Raw genomic sequence first — 16,844 nt, 5'->3', positions numbered from 1 at the left:
GACGTAGGCGGTCCCATTCCAATGGTAGGTGACGGAGATGTCGCGCGAGGAAGGCTCGGGCGCCGGTTCGTCGCAGCTTTCGCCATTCGGCACGGTGGCATCGGTCACCGTCGCCTTGATGGCCGCATAGGGCTGGCCGTCCGCAATGGTCTGAAACGCCAACTCCTGCGTGCGCTTGTAGGCGCACAGTGACTCGTCGAACGTGTAGATCATTTCGATCAGTTCGAACCTGTCGTCGCGGACCAGGATCAGCGGCGTGCTCACATAGCTCTGGCTCGAATTGAAATGCGTGCTCAGGGTGATGATGGCGTCATCGCTGGGCCCGATCGGCAGCTTGCCCGGATCGCGGAAATGGGTGCTCCGGTCGACGGCGACATTGACAGCGTCGAGCAGTCTCGGCCTGCTGGCAAGATCGTAGAGCGCCAGCACCGCAAAACCCTCGGCGCTGTCGGAGGAGCTCCCGAGGTCGAACAGCATGGCCAGCCGATCCTTGCCGCCGGCCTTGATCTGGAGCACGCCAGCATCGGAAAAGCCCGACGTTTCGGGCGGCGGGCCACCTCTATCCGGACCCTCGATATGGCGCATCTCGATCGGCATGGAGCCCCCGTAGAAGCCATCCTTGTCCGCCGCCAGATCGGGAATGACCATCCTGGCGAGGTCGAGATAGGTCGTGTCTTTGTGGCCGGGAACGGCGCTGCCAAGGTCCGGGAAACTGACGCCTTGGGCGCCGGCCGCCGTCCACAGGCACGGCAGCAGCAAACAAGCGAGGATGAAGCGAAGCAGGATGGAATTCATACGCTGGCGCCTCCACTGTCGAGCGTTCGCAAGCTAGCACGGACGACCGAGGCGTACAGTCGGATAACAAGCTCGAATATCAGATCAGTGGATCGGCACCAGCCCGGCAAGTTCGCGCATGTCGTCGAACAGGATGCCGCCGGCCTCGGTCAGGCCGTCGCGGTCGGAATGCGGGTCGCCGTAGTAGGAAAATACGCGCATGCCGGCGGCAATGCCGGCTAACGTCCCGGCGACGCTGTCCTCGATGACGATGCAGTCGGCGGGCGCGAAGCCCATCGTGCCTGCGGCATGCAGGAACAGGTCGGGAAACGGCTTGCCGCGCGAAACCATGGTCGAGCTGAACAGCGCATGCTCGAACAGCTGCAGCAGCCCGGTCTGGCCGAGCGTGATGTGCATTTTCGAAACCCGTGCCGATGAAGCGACGCAAGTTGCGACGCCGGCAGCGTGCACGGCTTGGATGAACTCCCTGACATAGGGGACGGCTTCGACGCCATGCGCGAACAGGTCCGGCAGGCCGGCGTTCCAACGCTCGACGAAATCGGCGCCGAGGCTGACGCCGGTCGCCTCGACCTCCTTTTGCACCGATACCATGGAGCGGCCGGAGAAATTCTTGCGGCAATATTCGAAGCTGGCCGGGTAGCCGGCGGCGCTGAGCCATTCGGCGAGGCGTCGATTGGCCAGGTTCTCGGTATCGACCAGAACCCCGTCGCAATCGAAGATGACGAGTTTGGGCATTCTCATTTCACTATGCTCATCAGGCCGTGCCGGTCGATCCGAAGCCGCCCGAGCCGCGCGTCGTGCCGCCGGCCAATGTGCGCTCCTCGACCGTCGCCTGCATCACGGACGCAAAGACGATCTGGGCGATCCGCATGCCGCGCGTCACTGCGAAATCTTCGTCGCCGAGATTGATCAGCAGCACCTTGACCTCGCCGCGATAGTCGCTGTCAATGGTGCCCGGCGTGTTGAGACAGGTGAGGCCATGCTTGAAGGCGAGGCCCGAGCGCGGCCGGACCTGACCTTCCACGCCCTCCGGAATCTCCAGGATCAGCCCGGTCGGCACCAGCGCGCGTTTTCCCGGCAGGATCAGCAGCGGCCGGTCGTCCGGCACCGCGGCGCGCAGATCCATGCCGGCGGCGCCCGGGCTTTCATAGGCGGGAAGCGGCAGGCCCTCGCCATGCGGCAGCCTGACGAAGCCGACGGCCGGACCGATGACGGAGGAAGTGTAGAGGGCTGCGCGCATGAGGCTGATCCTATCGCTACCAACGCCGATTCGGTCAACTCGGCGGCAATGCTATCAACGGCTTTCTTTCAGCGCAGTTCCACTCAGCGCAGTTCTACGGGAACGACCGTCGTCTCCTTGATCTCCTCCATGACGAAGGAGGCCGAAACATCCGACAGGGCCACCTTGGCGATCAGTCGCTGATAGAGCCGGTCATACGCTTTCACGTCGGCGACGCGGGCACGCAGCACATAATCGAGGTCGCCGGACATGCGGTAGACGCCGGTGATCTCGGGAAAACCGGTGACTGCCGCCCGGAATTTTTGCAGCCAGTCCGGATCGTGATTGGAGGTCCGGATCAGGACGAACACCGAAAGGCCGAGGCCGAGCTTGTCGGCATCGACCAGCGCCACCCGGCCGGTAATGACGCCGTCTTCTTCCAGCCGCTTGACCCGGCGCCAGCAGGCGTTGCGCGACAGCGACACCCTTTCCGACAGTTGGTCGACCGACAGTGTACCGTCGCGTTGCAGCTCGGCCAGCAATCTTCGGTCGATCTCATCGATTTCCATCGGCATGTGGGATGTTTGTCCCAATGATTGGCAAAATACAAGGATATTTTGGGATCAATGAACCGGCGAGGCGTGTCAAGATGCGCAAGATCGGGACTTCACGCGCTAAAAGGGGACCAGCATGAGCACACGGCTTGCAAGACTTTTCACCTCGCACCCGGCCAAAGTGGGCGAGACCTATTTCAGCCATATGGCCTTCGCGGCGTGGTTCTGCTCGCGCCTGTTCATGGCAGCGTTCGCCGCGCTCATTCACGCTTTCTTGCCGTTTCTGTTTGAGACTACGGCCAGCCGAATCGTTGGCGAGCTCTATGAGCGCACGCACAACAGAGGCACACACGCGATCAAGGAGAATGCGGCTCTCATGGATCGCGCCTGAGGGAAGAGTAAGCGATGTGCCGCTGGGCGGCCTATCTTGGCGAAGCGGTTTTCCTCGAAGACATCGTCACGGCGCCCTGCCATTCGCTTATCGCCCAGAGTCATTGCGCCCAGGAAGCCAAGTCGCCGACCAATGGCGATGGCTTTGGCCTTGCCTGGTACGGCGACCGGCTCGAACCGGGTCTCTATCGCGACATCGAGTGATCCGAAGGGCGCTGTTCTCCGCGCCACCAGCCGCGTTATGGACGCCTCGCACCGCGCCGGCTTCGAACCGGCGCTGAGACTTACCGCCGCCTTGTCGGACGGCGAATCGCTCCATGCGGTGCGCTATGCGACCGATGCCCACGCGCCGACGCTCTACACCTGCGTCTTCCGCAATGGCGGCGGGCGATGCCTTATGTCGGATCCTTTCGACCGTGACGGCGGCGACTGGCAGCCGATCCCGGCCTCTAGCTTCGTCACCATCACCAGAGACTGCATGACCATTCGTCCGTTTGCGCCGGAGCCGGTTAGACTGGCGCTGGCCGTGTAGATCCCTTGCTGTCGCGGCAACATCGCGGGACAGCGCCCCGCTCAGCAGACCCTTTCAGCGCAATTCCGATCAAGCACCGCCAGTCCTCGAATGCTGAATTCGGCTTGAAGACGCGCCGTAGCCCGCCATTTGGTGAGGCTGGCGCCGCTAGCAAGCCGGAGCAATGGTCATGGACCTCGTCTTTTCCTCGACTATCGAACTCGCCGCCGCGATCCGCGACCGCAAGATTTCCGCCGTGGAAGGGCTGGACGCGCATTTGGCTGAGATCGACAGGCACAATGAAGCGGTCAACGCCGTCGTCACGCTCGACAGGGAAGGGGCTCGCGCTCGAGCGAAGGAAGCCGACGAAGCCCAGGCGCGCGGCGACGCTGTCGGGCCGCTGCACGGTGTGCCGTTCACGCTGAAGGACACGCACGAAACGTCAGGCATAAAGACCACGGTCGGCTTCCCGGCCTTTGCCGACTATGTGGCGAGAAAAGACAGCCCGGTCGTTCTCAGGTTGAAGGCGGCCGGCGGCGTGCTGGTCGGCAAGACGAATGTCGCAACGATGCTGGGCGACTGGCAGTCGAACAATCCGCTGTTTGGCCGCACCAGCAATCCCTGGGATCTATCGCGCACCGCCGGCGGCTCGAGCGGCGGCGCCGCGGCAGCGCTCAGCACCGGCATGACACCATTCGAGATCGGCACCGACATGCAGGATTCGATCCGCCTGCCTGCAGCCTTTTGCGGCGTCTACGGCCTCAAGCCGACCGAGCATCGCGTCACCCTGGCCGGCGCCTTTCCCGATCCCAATGGTTCGCCGCGCAGCGTGCGGCTGATGTCCTGCATCGGTCCGCTGGCCCGCAATGTCGAAGATCTGGCGCTGATCCTGGGGATCATCGCAGGGCCGGATGGCAGCGACGCCGACCTTACACCGGTGCCGGTCGAGGACATGCCGAAGCTTGATCTCAAGACCCTGCGCATCGCTGTCGCGCCGGTATTTCCGGGGTTTCCGGTGGCCGGCGAGATCAGGGCCGCGGTCGAGAATCTGGCAAGGGAGCTTCAGTCTGCAGGCGCGACTGTCGAGGAAGCAAGACTGCCGACGCTCGACTTGCATGACGATCTGACGCAAGGCGGTGCGCTGATCGGGATGATGCTGGAAGCTGCGCAGCCGGAGCCGCCGGAAGAACCGACACCGGTCTCGCGCTGGTTCGAGGCGCTCGCCCGCCGCGACCAGTCAATTCTTGCCTGGGACCGCTTTTTCGAAGGTTGCGATGTCTTGCTTTGCCCCGTGGCCATGACCACGGCCTTCCCGCATTGCGAGCCGGGAACACCGATCAAGGTCGATGACAGGGAGCAGAGCTACTGGATGCTGCCGGCCTACGGCGCGGTGTTCAACTACAGCGGCCACCCGGCACTGTCGGTGCCCTGCGGGCAGGACCGCGACGGCCTGCCCATCGGCCTGCAACTGGTCGGCCGCCGCTGGTCGGAAGCGCGGCTGCTCGGCGTCGCCAGGGCAATAGCGCTGCTGAGCGGCGGTTTTCGCCGTCCGCGCGGCTATTGAGCAAACCGCGTCAGCCCATACGGCTCAAGCAGCGGGTCGCGCGCGTCGTCGAGGATTTCCCGGGCGGCGAACAGGCCGACGGCTGGGGCCAGTGTGATGCCGGAATGCATGACCGCGACATAAAGGCCGCTCAGGCCTTCAGCCCGTCCGATGATCGGAAAGCCGTCGATCGGCGTCGGCCGATAGCCGACGGTGTGGAAATCCAGTTCCAGCCGGTCGGCGTCGCGCAGCATGCTCTTCATCGCCGCAAACAGCTCGCGACCGGTGGCTGCGGCATCCATTCCCGGATCGGTGCCGCCGAAATCCGAGCCGGCGATGATGCGGCCCTCGGTAGTCTGGCGCATGTGCAGCCGATCGCCGATCACCAAGCCGTTGAGCAGCTTTTCGTAGGGGCGTGAATGGACGATCAGGCCGGGCGGCGTCTCGATCGGCAGTCTTAACCCGGCCGTCGCCGCAATTGCCGGAGAGCCGGCGCCTGCTGCGATCACCACCTCGTCGGCAGCGATCCGTCCGCCTGACATATCCATGCCGGTAATCCTGCCATTGGTCTGCACCAACGCGGTCACGGACGTTCCGCCAATCACCCGCAGGCCACGCCGCTCGGCATCCACCAGCAGCGCCTGCGTGGCCGCGACCGGCTCGGCGACGCCCTCCTCTGCCACGTGAAGGGCGAAATCGGGAAGCTTGGTCAAATTGGGCTCTATACGTGCGGCTCCCATGCGGTCGACGCGCTCGATGCCGTAGCCCCAGGCAGAATGCTCGACTGCATAGGATTCCAACTCGGCCGGCGGCAGGTCCCAGCACAGGCCGCCGCACCATTCCAACGGAATGCCGGGCACGTCATGCGCAAGCCGCGTCCATTCGGCCATCGAACGGGTACGCAGCCGGAAATACGGCTCTGGATTGCCCCAACTGGCATTGATCCAGGAAAAGGAATTCGGCGTGGCGACGCCGCCGGCGCCGCTGTCGGCAACCACCGTTACGTTCGCGCCGGCCTTCGCCAGATGCCAGGCGACAGACGCGCCGATGATGCCGGCGCCGACAACGATGATTTGCTTGTCTGCGCTCATGGATGGTCCTTCGTCGAATCGGGTCTTCTGATGTCGTTGCGGCGACCCTATCTCAAGACCGGCCATCCGCCCAAAATTGTTCGACAGGCTGCAAAAGCGCTGCTAGAAGCCCGCGCACCACATGGGATTCCATAAATTGGCTGAAGACATCACGAACGCGGTGGCGCGCCGCCGCACTTTCGCGATCATCGCGCATCCGGACGCCGGCAAGACGACGCTGACCGAAAAGCTGCTGCTGTTCGGCGGCGCCATCCAGCTTGCCGGCGAGGTCAAGGCCAAGAAGGATCGCATCCAGACCCGGTCGGACTGGATGAAGATCGAGCGCGAGCGCGGCATTTCGGTCGTCACCTCGGTGATGACCTTCGAGTATGAGGACAACGTCTTCAACCTGCTCGACACGCCCGGCCACGAGGATTTCGCCGATGATACCTATCGCACGCTGTCGGCAGTCGATGCGGCGGTCATGGTCATCGACGCCGCCAAGGGTATCGAGCCGCGCACGCTGAAACTGTTCGAGGTCTGCCGGCTGCGCGACATCCCGATCATCACTTTCGTTAACAAGATGGACCGCGAAAGCCGCGACCCGTTCGAGATCCTCGACGAGATCGAGCAGAAGCTGGCGCTGGACACCGCGCCGATCACCTGGCCGATCGGCCGCGGCAAAACCTTTTCCGGTACCTATCATCTGGCGCTGAACGCGGTACGCAAGGGCGACGCCGAGAAGGACCGCACGCCGGTCAACGGTCCCGATTCCAACCGCGTCGCCGGCCTGTTGCCGGAAAACGAGCGCGAAGGCTTTATCGAGGAGCTGGAGCTGGCGCGCGAAGCCTGCCGTCCGCTCGACATCGATTCCTTCCGCGAGGGTCATTTGACGCCGGTCTATTTCGGTTCGGCGCTGCGCAATTACGGTGTGCGCGACCTGATCGAGGCGCTTGGCGCCTACGGGCCGCCGCCGCGCGCGCAGGAGGCAGATACCCGCAAGGTCGAGGCGACCGAGGGCAAGATGACATCGTTCGTCTTCAAGATTCAGGCCAACATGGATCCCAACCACCGCGACCGCATCGCCTTCGTCCGCGTCTGCTCGGGCAAGCTCGAGCGCGGCATGAAGGCCAAGCTGGTGCGCACGGGAAAACCGATGAGCCTGTCGGCGCCGCAATTCTTCTTCGCTCGCACCCGCGTCACCGCCGACGAGGCTTTCGCCGGCGACGTCGTCGGCATCCCCAATCACGGCACGCTGCGCATCGGCGACACGCTGACCGAGGGCGAGGAGATCCTGTTTCGCGGCGTGCCGAACTTCGCGCCGGAAATCCTGCGCCGCGTTCGCCTCGGCGACGCGATGAAGGCCAAGAAGCTGAAGGAAGCGCTGCACCAGATGGCCGAGGAAGGCGTCGTGCAACTGTTCTCGCCGGAGGATGGTTCACCGGCAATCGTCGGCGTTGTCGGTGCACTGCAGCTCGACGTGCTGAAGGAGCGGCTGAACTTCGAATACACGCTGCCCGTCGATTTCGAGATGTCGCGTTTTTCCGTCTGCCGCTGGATATCGGCTGACGACAAGGCCGAGTTGCATCGCTTCATCGACGCGCATCGCGGCGACATTGCCCGCGATCTCGACAACGACCCGGTATTCCTGGCCCAGCACGCCTTTTCGCTCAACTACGAGGCAGAGCGCTGGAAGGCGATCCGCTTCGCCGCGGTCAAGGATTATCAGGTCCGCGACAAGGCAGCTTGAGCACTCTTCTCCTTCTCCCCTTGTGGGAGAAGGTGTCGCCGAAGACGACGGATGACGGGTGTTCCAGGGAACACCGACGCCTCATTCTGTCCAACACCCCTCAACCGTCTCGGCGCTGCGCGCCGATCCACCTTCTCCCACAAGGGGAGAAGGGAAGATCGGACGTCTCGATCACCCCCTGGCTGCCTCTTCGATCTTGGCGATGTCGATCTTGGTCATCTGCATCATCGCCTGCATGACACGGCCGGCCTTTTCCGTGTCGGGGTCCTGCAGCAGCTTCGGCAGCTGCTCGGGAACGACCTGCCAGGAGACGCCGAATTTGTCCTTCAGCCAGCTGCACTGGCTGGGCTCGCCACCGCCCTCGATGAGCCTGTCCCAGAAATAGTCCACCTCCTCCTGCGTCTTGCAGTCGATGGACAGTGAGACTGCCTCGGTGAACTTGAATTGCGGCCCGCCGTTGAGCGCCTGGAACTGCACGCCGTCGAGCTCGAAATAGGTCACCAGCACCTTGCCCTCATTATCGCCGCTGCCCTTGGGCCAGCGCATCACGCTCAGCACCTTCGAGTTCTTGAAGATGGAGATGTAGTGGTTCATGGCCTCCTCGGCCTGGTCGTCGAACCACAGGCAGGGGGTGATCTTTTGCATTTGCTTGCTCCTCGGGCTGGGATTTGGCTTTGTTGTCACTCGTAAAACGGCGACTGGCGATTGATGCCGGTTCCCGCCGTCTGTCCAAGGACGTCCGGGCAAAACACGATCCGACAGCGCCTCTGACTTTTTTACTGCCTGGGCCGGCTTACCGTCTTGGCTCAAGATCCCGGCGCATCGCAAGACCGTGGCCAGATCAGACCGCGGCGTATATAACGCCGCTCAATTCCGGCTTTCCGCGCCTGTCCGGGCGCGACGCAGACAACAAGGACAGTCTATGCCCGCCTATCGCTCCCGCACCACCACCCATGGCCGCAACATGGCCGGCGCCCGCGGCCTGTGGCGCGCCACCGGTATGAAGGATTCCGATTTCGGCAAGCCGATCATCGCGGTGGTCAATTCCTTCACCCAGTTCGTGCCGGGCCACGTCCATCTCAAGGATCTCGGCCAGCTGGTCGCCCGCGAGATCGAAAAGGCCGGCGGCGTTGCCAAGGAGTTCAACACCATCGCTGTCGACGACGGCATCGCCATGGGTCATGACGGCATGCTCTATTCGCTGCCGTCGCGCGAGCTGATCGCCGACTCGGTCGAGTACATGGTCAATGCCCACTGCGCCGACGCGATGGTCTGCATCTCCAATTGCGACAAGATCACGCCGGGTATGCTGATGGCGTCGCTGCGCCTCAACATCCCGACCGTCTTCGTCTCCGGCGGCCCGATGGAAGCCGGCAAGGTGGTGCTCGCCGGCAAGGCGCAGGCGCTCGATCTCGTCGATGCCATGGTCGCTGCCGCTGACGACAAGGTCTCCGACGAGGACGTCAAGACCATCGAGCGCTCGGCCTGCCCGACCTGCGGCTCCTGCTCAGGTATGTTCACCGCCAATTCGATGAACTGCCTGACCGAGGCGCTCGGGCTTTCGCTGCCCGGCAACGGCTCGACGCTGGCCACCCATGCCGACCGCAAGCGGCTGTTCGTCGAGGCCGGCCATCTGATCGTCGATCTCGCCCAGCGCTACTACGAGCAGGACGACGACACAGCGCTCCCGCGCAGCATCGCCTCGAAAGGTGCCTTCGAGAACGCCATGACGCTCGACATCGCCATGGGCGGCTCGACCAACACCGTGCTGCACATCCTGGCTGCCGCGCATGAAGGCCAGATCGATTTTGATCAGGACGACATTGACGCACTGTCACGCAACGTGCCGGTGTTATGCAAGGTTGCCCCCGCCAAGGCGGATGTGCACATGGAAGACGTCCACCGCGCCGGCGGCATCATGGCGATCCTCGGTCAGCTCGATAACGCCGGACTGATCAACCGCGACCTGCCGACCGTACATACGCGAACGCTCGGCGAAGCGCTCGACCATTGGGATATCTCGCGCACGTCAAGCCAGAATGTCCGCGACTTCTTTCTGGCGGCCCCGGGCGGCGTGCCGACGCAGGTCGCCTTCAGCCAGAATCGCCGCTGGGACGAACTCGATCTCGACCGGGAGAAGGGGGTCATCCGCTCGGCCCAATATCCTTTTTCCAAGGACGGTGGCCTGGCCGTGCTGAAGGGCAATCTTGCGCTGGACGGCTGCATCGTCAAGACCGCCGGCGTCGATGAATCGATCCTGAAATTCACCGGCCCGGCCAGGGTGTTCGAAAGCCAGGACGCCAGCGTCAAGGCGATCCTGTCTAACGAGATCAAGGCCGGCGATGTCGTCGTCATCCGCTACGAAGGGCCACGCGGCGGCCCCGGCATGCAGGAAATGCTCTACCCGACCAGCTATTTGAAATCGAAGGGCCTCGGCAAAGCTTGCGCGCTGGTCACCGACGGCCGCTTTTCCGGCGGCACCTCGGGCCTGTCGATCGGCCATGCCTCTCCCGAGGCGGCGGAAGGCGGGCTGATCGGGCTGGTGCATGAGGGCGACACGATCGAGATCGATATCCCGAACCGCACCATCCGGCTTGCCGTCGACGATGCCGAACTGGCCGCCCGCCGCGCAGCGATGGAGGCCAAGGGAGCTGCCGCCTGGAAGCCAGAGGAAGAGCGCAAGCGCAAGGTGACGATGGCTTTGCGCGCCTATGCATCAATGGCGACCAGTGCTGCCAAGGGTGCGGTAAGGTATGTGCCGGAATAGGTTCGCTTTTCCTTCTCCCCTTGTGGGAGAAGGTGGATTGGCGCGTAGCGCCAAGACGGTTGAGGGGTGCTGGACGGAGTGCCGTCGGTGCCAAGCTGGAACACCCCTCATCCGGCCGCTTCGCGGCCACCTTCTCACACAAGGGGAGAAGGAAGAACCGCGTCTGGAGGTTCCGCCTTGCGGCAGCATGCTGCACGGAAAGAAACGGCTTTTTGAACGAGGTGGCTTCAGATGACTTTTGATCTTATCGTCCGCGGCGGCATGCTGCCCGACGGCACGATCGCCGATATCGGCATCATCGGCGAGACGATCGCGGCCATCGAGCCCGAGCTGAACGTTACCGCAGGCACAGCGATCGACGCCCATGGCAATCTGGTGTCGCCGCCTTTCGTCGATCCGCATTTTCACATGGACGCCACGCTCTCGCTGGGCATCCCGCGCATCAACGCGTCGGGCACACTGCTGGAAGGCATTTCGTTGTGGGGCGAACTGAAGCCGCTGTTGACGCACGAAGCGGTGCGCGAGCGCGCGCTCGCCTATTGCGACTGGGCTGTCACAATGGGCTTGCTCGCCATCCGCACCCATGTCGATGTCTGCGATACCAGGCTGCTGGCGGTCGAAGCCCTGCTCGATGTGAAGAAGACGGTCGCGCCCTATATCGACCTGCAACTGGTCGCCTTCCCGCAGGATGGGTTTTACCGCTCGCCGATGGCGCGCGATAACATCATCCGCGCGCTCGACATGGGTGTCGACATCGTCGGCGGCATTCCGCATTTCGAGCGCACTATGGCCGACGGAACGCGTTCGGTGACGGAACTTTGCGAAATCGCAGCAGAGCGCGGCCTTATGGTCGACCTGCATTGCGACGAGACCGACGATCCGCTGTCGCGGCATATCGAACAACTGGCCTATGAGACGCAACGCCTCGGCCTGCAGGGCAGGGTCGCCGGCTCGCACCTCACCTCGATGCATTCGATGGACAATTACTATGTCTCGAAGCTGTTGCCGCTGATCGCCGAGGCAGGCGTCTCGGCGATCCCCAATCCGCTGATCAACATCATGCTGCAGGGCCGCCACGACACATTCCCCAAACGCCGCGGCCTGACGCGGGTCAAGGAAATGCTTGCCCACGGCATCCGCGTCGGCTGGGGCCAGGATTGCGTGCTCGACCCCTGGTATTCGCTGGGCACCGCCGACATGCTCGACGTCGCCTTCATGGGCCTTCACGTCGCCCAGATGTCGAGCCCGGCCGACATGGCGCGCTGCTTCGACATGGTCACCAACGTCAACGCCGCCATCATGGGCCTCGACCATCTTGGCCTGGCAGTCGGCAAGCGCGCCAGTCTCGTCGTCCTCGATGCCGGCGATCCGGTCGAAGCCTTGCGTCTGCGTCCCGAGCGCCTCTGCGTTATCGCCAGGGGCAAGGTGGTGGCCGAGCGGGCTAGGCAGGAAACGCGGCTTTCGATCGCGGGACGGCCGGGAACAGTGAACCGCAGGCATCGCCCGCCCACTGCATGACCAGTAATTGGCAGGCACAACAGGATGTTGGGCCTGCATCAGGCCGCGCAGCCGATCAGATTGATAGGTCCTGATCTTAAGTCTACAGTAAACCTCCACTTTATGTCGAGGAGGATACCATGTGGCACAAGACGGCGATGGTGGTCGCATTGGCGGCGACCTGTGCAGGCTGCATGACGGCCGAAGACCGTCGTGCCGCGGACGAGGCGAAATGCCGGTCCTACGGCTTCGTCAGGAAGAATGACGCCTTTGCCGAATGTCTGCAGCGCATCGATCTCGCGCGCCGCGCGGACCTGAGAAGTGCCTCGGCTTTCGATCCTTGGGATCGGCCGGTGATCTATCGTCCGGTCATCATTCGGCCACGGCCAAAGTAGGCCGTTGAAGCGACGATCTAGAGCGTCGGACGCAAAAGTGGATAACCGTTTTGGGAAAATCCGATGCTGAAAAAATAGTGCGGCGGTACGATTCGATTTGAAAGTCCGCTGCTCTGGTGTAGGCCCAGCCGATTTCCGGCTCTGGTCTGGCCGGTCTCCCGATTTCCGCTCGTCAAAGCGGCTGCTTGCGTCTACGACGCTGCTCACCGAGCCTTCATGCGGGAGGAAGCGACATCGGCATGGCACAGCCAACAGCCCAGAATTCGACGATAAGGAACGTGCTGCTCGCTGGCATTCTGCTGATGCTGGCCGGCGATTTCCTGTTTGCGTTGAACGATGCGATGGGCAAATGGCTGGTCGCCAGCTTTTCCGTCGGCCAGGTCGTGCTGATCCGTTCCATCGGCGCCTTTTTCGTGCTTGGCCCGATGATCGCGCGTCAAGGCACGGCCAAGCTGTTCCGCATGGAGCGCCTGGAACTGCAGGTCTTGCGCGTCGTCATGACGACGCTCGACACGGCGCTGTTCTATGCCGCCGTCGTCTATCTGCCGCTCGCCGACGTCATGAGCTTCTATATGGCGGGGCCGATCTACGTGGCGGCGCTGTCCCACCTGCTGCTCGGTGAAAAGGTCGGCTGGCGCCGCTGGATGGCGATCCTGGTCGGCTTCTGCGGCGTGCTGATCATGCTCGAACCGTCCTCTGCCGCGTTTTCGCTGTCCTCGATCTTCGCGCTGGCCGGTAGCATTTCGTTCGCCTTCGCCATCATCCTCAACCGGCGGCTGCGTGGCACCAGCGACACCTCGCTCGTTACCTGGCAAACCATCGGCACGCTGCTGGTCGGCGGCTTTCTCACCATCGGCAACTGGCAGACGCCGTCCTCGCTCGATTTCGGCGCCATGCTGCTTCTCGGCATCGTCTCCTGCGGCGCGCATCTGATGATTACCAGGGCGCTGAAGCTGGCGCCCGCATCGACGCTGGCGCCGCTGCATTACAGCCTGCTGCTGTGGGCCGTAATCTTCGGGCTGGCCTTCTTCGGCGACATGCCCGGCCCGCGCATCCTGATCGGCTCGGGCATCATCGTGCTGGCCGGCCTGTTCATCTTCCATCGCCAGAAGGTGGTCGATACTGTGCCGCCGGAAAACGTGCCGAAGGGCGTCAACTAAGGTCCAGATTTCTGGTACCTAAGGTCCAGGTTGCTGGTACCTAACCCGCGCGCACCGCCGTCAGATGCCTTGAGAAATCGGCCGTCTCCATCAACGCCTTGCAGCGCGCGAACCGCCCGTCGGCATAGGCGCGGAAATCATCGACCGGATTGCTGTTGGCAAGCTGGATCAGCCCCCACAGCGTCCACAAGAGATCGCACATCGCCTTGTAGATGACGACGCGGCCGCGCTCCGCCGGCGTCGGCTCGCCACCGAAATAGGCGTGCATCATCTCTTCCTCCTGCGCGACGTCGAATTGTCCTTCGACGCTGAGGTCGCCGAGATCCCAAAGCGGATCGTTCATGCCGGAATATTCCCAGTCGACGATCCACATCCTGTCGCCGGTATCGAGAAAGTTTTCGCACAGCGGATCGCAGTGGCAGGCGACAAGAGGCAGCGGATGCGCGGCAAGCGCCGAGCGCACGGTTTCCGCCTCGCGCACGACATCGTGGTAACCGGCAGGCAGGGCGACGTCCTTGGTCGACAGCACCTTCAGATAGTCGTCGATCATTGCGAAAAGCTCGAAGCGGAAGGGAAACACCGCGCCGGATCTGTGCAGCCTGCGAAAGGCCTTGCCGGCGCGCGCCGGACTGCCCGGCCGTGTCTTGAACTTTTCCGGCGACATCGTCTCGGCGCCGGCAACGAAGCGCGTCACCATGATGCCTGTCTCGCCGTCGACATGCAGCAGCTCGGGGCTGACGCCGGCCTTCGCGGCTTCCCGTGCCGCCACCGCCTCGTTGGCGCGGTTGATATACTCCTCCGTGCCCTTGCCGGGAATCCGCAGGCAGACATCTCCAGCCCTGAAGACGAGGTTGGTGAGGCCACCAAGCCGCTCCAGCGGTCCCTCGTAGCCGGCCAGCGCCGGAATGGCTGCAAGCGCCGCGCGTGCTTCCTCGTCCACCATCGCTTCCGCCCTCCTTCGCGTCTTTATGTGGTGACGACGGTTCCACAAATTTCGCCGTTTGGCTATCATCGCCGGCATGTGATTCACTCCAGCGCCGTACGTTCCTGTTGGACGCGCTAAGGACGCTGCAGCGCTTTGATTTGCGGACGGGACTGCGATGGCGGACAGGAAAAATGAAGGTGCGCTCGCCGCAGCCTATGCGGCGAAGCGGCCTGAGGAAGTAGCGGCGCTCTACGACCGCTGGTCCGACACCTACGACGCCGACATGTCGGCGGCCGGTTATCGCCATCCGACCATCTGCCTCGCCCTACTTGCCCGCCACCTGCCGCGCGGCGCGGCACCGCTCCTCGATGCCGGTGCCGGCACCGGGCTCATCGGCGAGTGGCTGAAGATCGCGGGCTATCCGCAGGTCGAGGCGCTCGACATTTCCCAGGGCATGCTGGCCCAGGCAGCGCGCAAGGGCGTCTATTCGGCGCTTCACTGCCTGGCGCTCGGCGGACCGCTGCCTTTCGCGGATGACGCCTATGCCGGCGTCATATCTGCCGGCGTCTTCACCTCGGGCCATGTCGGCGCAGAAGGCCTGGACGAACTGATCCGCATTTGCCGGCCGGGCGGGATAATCGTGCTGACGGTCAAGAATACACTGTGGGATGGGGGTTTTGCCGCGCGGATCGCCGATCTCGAGGCGAAGGGCCTCGTCACGCGCGCCGAGGAGACGTCGCCCTATGTCTCCATGCCGGGCGAGGCGGACACCGTGCCGAGCCGCGGCCTCGTTCTGCGGGTGAGCTGATCATTCTTCCATTCCCCTCGTTAAGGTTCCCGTGCGCTCGATGTCACCAAAAGTGATACTGCTGGCGAAGCCAATTTGGCCGCGGCTAGACAATTCACAGCTCGAGTTTACAAGCAACATGTTGCCCCCGAACTGGGCTTATTTCCGACTTCGCCAGCAGTATTAAAAGTGCCCAAGAGCCGACCTCCTTTACGCCTCCGGGGAAGTCAGGCGGCTTGCAGCCGTCGGTGAAGGTGCGTCAACGCCGGCGTCTGTCCGACATTTCATTGGATTATCCTCCTCAGCACTGCCTTCACAGGGCCGGGCAGGAACCTGCTCAATCGCGACCGCAGACCTCTCGACCTTCTGCGCGACACTCCGGTAATGCACGGGAGCTGCTCGATATAATCTGGCCTTTCGGGGCGATCGATCTCGGGCGATGCGTCCGTAATGGGCGAGGAGAGCAGTGGCTGACTCCGCCCTTTGATAGCAACCAGGGTGATGCGATCCCTCCAGACGACATGCCTGTCCCCTTCTGCAGCCAGCGGCCAGTTGGGATTATGATACTCGTAGGGGTTCAAGCACTCGTAGACGGACGTGAAGCCCACGTGTCGGAGTAGGTTGCAGAGCGATGCACGCGTGAAGAGGAAGGCCTTCGGGTTGTCGAGCGAGTTCCAGAGCGCTGCCAGCTTCTCCTCGGAGGTCGCATCAGTATCGTGTTCCTTGCCATACCTGCCCCAGTAGGTCTTCCCCTTCCAAGTGTACGACGCTTCGTCGCTGAGGCTGATATGGGTATCGATTATTGATATCTTTCCGCAAACCTTCGAGATTCTCTCCACGAAGTCCATGACATCCGGAGCATCCAAGTGGTAAAGGATCCCCAAACATAGAACAACATCGAAACGACCATGGCGCTCCTCGTCGAGGTTGCGCACGTCATTTAGGGCGAGTTCGAGGTTGTCCAGGGAGAGTACCTCCTTAGCGAAGTGCACCTTCTCAAGGTTCGCCTCCCGACCCTCGATGGCGAGCACGTCGGCCCCATGGAGCGCGAACTCGATCCCGTATTGCCCCTCGAGACACGCCAGGTCCAGAACGCGAAGCTTCTCCAACGGCTTCCCCGCAAGATCTGCAGCGATCTGCACGAAGCGCCTCAATCGGGCGTCCCAGTGCGGCTCATCGAACGTGTCAATTTGATCGGCCAGATGGATGGAACCTGCCGTCCAGGGGCCGAACCTTTCGATAATCTTCTGCTTTTTCTCCTTGATTTCGTTTACTTGCATATTGTGCCCTCGTCATAGAAAAACAGTCTCGAACGTGTAGAATCCAGGTGAAACGCTAGACAAGTTTCAGGAAAAGTGAATAGCGTTTTATCTCAGTAACCCTAGAGTATCCGTGTTGGTCAAGGAAGGGATGGGGTCCAGTTTCGGCCGTCCCTGAGCAGTGCGTTTGCGAGCACGACGAGCTTTCGCATGATCGCGGTG

Annotated in this window: 18 protein-coding genes; 10 read left to right on the top strand and 8 right to left on the bottom strand. The window is 62.9% G+C overall.

The window, feature by feature from the left end; genetic code table 11:
- From EOA78_RS30615 to EOA78_RS30600, 4 genes are all read right to left on the bottom strand, one after another.
- The coding region (locus EOA78_RS30615) for a hypothetical protein (RefSeq protein WP_127318948.1) at nucleotides 1-795 on the bottom strand (795 nt) is incomplete at its 3' end.
- Nucleotides 796-879: 84 nt separating this feature from the next.
- Nucleotides 880-1,536 (bottom strand): HAD family phosphatase, encoded by a 657-nt coding sequence (locus EOA78_RS30610; RefSeq protein ID WP_127318946.1) that lies wholly within the window; start codon nucleotides 1,534-1,536, stop codon nucleotides 880-882.
- Nucleotides 1,537-1,549: 13 nt separating this feature from the next.
- Nucleotides 1,550-2,035, bottom strand: a complete 486-nt coding sequence (dut, locus tag EOA78_RS30605) for a dUTP diphosphatase (RefSeq protein WP_127318944.1) — start codon at nucleotides 2,033-2,035, stop codon at nucleotides 1,550-1,552.
- Nucleotides 2,036-2,118: 83 nt separating this feature from the next.
- Nucleotides 2,119-2,589, bottom strand: a complete 471-nt coding sequence (locus tag EOA78_RS30600; protein WP_127318942.1) for an Lrp/AsnC family transcriptional regulator — start codon at nucleotides 2,587-2,589, stop codon at nucleotides 2,119-2,121.
- Between the two features lie 115 nt (nucleotides 2,590-2,704).
- Here EOA78_RS30600 and EOA78_RS30595 point away from each other — a divergent pair, with 115 nt between their 5' ends.
- The 4 genes from EOA78_RS30595 (at nucleotide 2,705) to EOA78_RS30585 (ending at nucleotide 5,033) form a co-directional block, all read left to right on the top strand.
- Nucleotides 2,705-2,959 carry a DUF6356 family protein gene (locus EOA78_RS30595; protein WP_127318939.1) on the top strand — a complete coding sequence of 85 codons (255 nt, stop codon included), beginning with the start codon at nucleotides 2,705-2,707 and terminating at the stop codon, nucleotides 2,957-2,959.
- A gap of 14 nt (nucleotides 2,960-2,973) precedes the next feature.
- Nucleotides 2,974-3,162 carry a hypothetical protein gene (locus EOA78_RS37465; protein ID WP_245477867.1) on the top strand — a complete coding sequence of 63 codons (189 nt, stop codon included), beginning with the start codon at nucleotides 2,974-2,976 and terminating at the stop codon, nucleotides 3,160-3,162.
- Nucleotides 3,163-3,199: 37 nt separating this feature from the next.
- Nucleotides 3,200-3,490 carry a hypothetical protein gene (locus EOA78_RS37460; protein WP_245477865.1) on the top strand — a complete coding sequence of 97 codons (291 nt, stop codon included), beginning with the start codon at nucleotides 3,200-3,202 and terminating at the stop codon, nucleotides 3,488-3,490.
- Between the two features lie 169 nt (nucleotides 3,491-3,659).
- Complete coding sequence (locus tag EOA78_RS30585; protein ID WP_127318937.1) at nucleotides 3,660-5,033, top strand: amidase; 1,374 nt, start codon at nucleotides 3,660-3,662, stop codon at nucleotides 5,031-5,033.
- Here the strand turns inward: EOA78_RS30585 and EOA78_RS30580 are convergent.
- Nucleotides 5,027-6,103 carry an FAD-binding oxidoreductase gene (locus EOA78_RS30580; RefSeq protein ID WP_127318935.1) on the bottom strand — a complete coding sequence of 359 codons (1,077 nt, stop codon included), beginning with the start codon at nucleotides 6,101-6,103 and terminating at the stop codon, nucleotides 5,027-5,029. The genes EOA78_RS30585 and EOA78_RS30580 overlap by 7 nt on opposite strands.
- Nucleotides 6,104-6,239: 136 nt before the next feature.
- Here EOA78_RS30580 and EOA78_RS30575 point away from each other — a divergent pair, with 136 nt between their 5' ends.
- Nucleotides 6,240-7,832, top strand: coding sequence for a peptide chain release factor 3 (locus EOA78_RS30575; RefSeq protein ID WP_164784005.1), 1,593 nt, complete (start codon nucleotides 6,240-6,242; stop codon nucleotides 7,830-7,832).
- Nucleotides 7,833-8,003: 171 nt separating this feature from the next.
- Here the strand turns inward: EOA78_RS30575 and EOA78_RS30570 are convergent, their stop codons facing one another.
- The gene (locus tag EOA78_RS30570) at nucleotides 8,004-8,477 is read right to left on the bottom strand and encodes a VOC family protein (protein WP_127318931.1); all 474 of its coding nucleotides are present in this window, start codon (nucleotides 8,475-8,477) and stop codon (nucleotides 8,004-8,006) included.
- A gap of 277 nt (nucleotides 8,478-8,754) precedes the next feature.
- Here EOA78_RS30570 and ilvD point away from each other — a divergent pair, with 277 nt between their 5' ends.
- From ilvD to EOA78_RS30550, 4 genes are all read left to right on the top strand, one after another.
- Nucleotides 8,755-10,599, top strand: coding sequence for a dihydroxy-acid dehydratase (gene ilvD, locus EOA78_RS30565; protein WP_127318929.1), 1,845 nt, complete (start codon nucleotides 8,755-8,757; stop codon nucleotides 10,597-10,599).
- A gap of 231 nt (nucleotides 10,600-10,830) precedes the next feature.
- Nucleotides 10,831-12,117, top strand: a complete 1,287-nt coding sequence (locus tag EOA78_RS30560) for an amidohydrolase family protein (protein ID WP_127318927.1) — start codon at nucleotides 10,831-10,833, stop codon at nucleotides 12,115-12,117.
- Between the two features lie 119 nt (nucleotides 12,118-12,236).
- Nucleotides 12,237-12,491 carry a hypothetical protein gene (locus EOA78_RS30555; RefSeq protein WP_127318925.1) on the top strand — a complete coding sequence of 85 codons (255 nt, stop codon included), beginning with the start codon at nucleotides 12,237-12,239 and terminating at the stop codon, nucleotides 12,489-12,491.
- Between the two features lie 239 nt (nucleotides 12,492-12,730).
- Complete coding sequence (locus tag EOA78_RS30550; RefSeq protein ID WP_127318923.1) at nucleotides 12,731-13,651, top strand: DMT family transporter; 921 nt, start codon at nucleotides 12,731-12,733, stop codon at nucleotides 13,649-13,651.
- Between the two features lie 40 nt (nucleotides 13,652-13,691).
- On the opposite strand, the gene EOA78_RS30545 is transcribed toward EOA78_RS30550, so the two are convergent.
- A complete protein-coding gene (locus tag EOA78_RS30545; protein WP_127318921.1) occupies nucleotides 13,692-14,594 on the bottom strand; it encodes a phosphotransferase family protein in 903 nt (300 codons plus the stop codon).
- A gap of 157 nt (nucleotides 14,595-14,751) precedes the next feature.
- On the opposite strand from EOA78_RS30545, the gene EOA78_RS30540 reads away from it, so the two are divergent.
- A complete protein-coding gene (locus tag EOA78_RS30540; RefSeq protein ID WP_127318919.1) occupies nucleotides 14,752-15,384 on the top strand; it encodes a class I SAM-dependent methyltransferase in 633 nt (210 codons plus the stop codon).
- Between the two features lie 263 nt (nucleotides 15,385-15,647).
- Here the strand turns inward: EOA78_RS30540 and EOA78_RS30535 are convergent, their stop codons facing one another.
- Entirely contained in the window at nucleotides 15,648-16,643 is a 996-nt protein-coding gene (locus tag EOA78_RS30535) for a methyltransferase domain-containing protein (protein ID WP_127318917.1), read from the bottom strand.
- Between the last annotated feature and the right edge of the window lie 201 nt (nucleotides 16,644-16,844).

The sequence above is a fragment of the Mesorhizobium sp. M5C.F.Cr.IN.023.01.1.1 genome (assembly GCF_003997585.1).
GTDB lineage: Bacteria > Pseudomonadota > Alphaproteobacteria > Rhizobiales > Rhizobiaceae > Mesorhizobium > Mesorhizobium wenxiniae.
The sequence above is the reverse complement of the archived record's forward strand: the minus strand, read 5'-3'. Positions and strand labels throughout refer to the sequence as shown.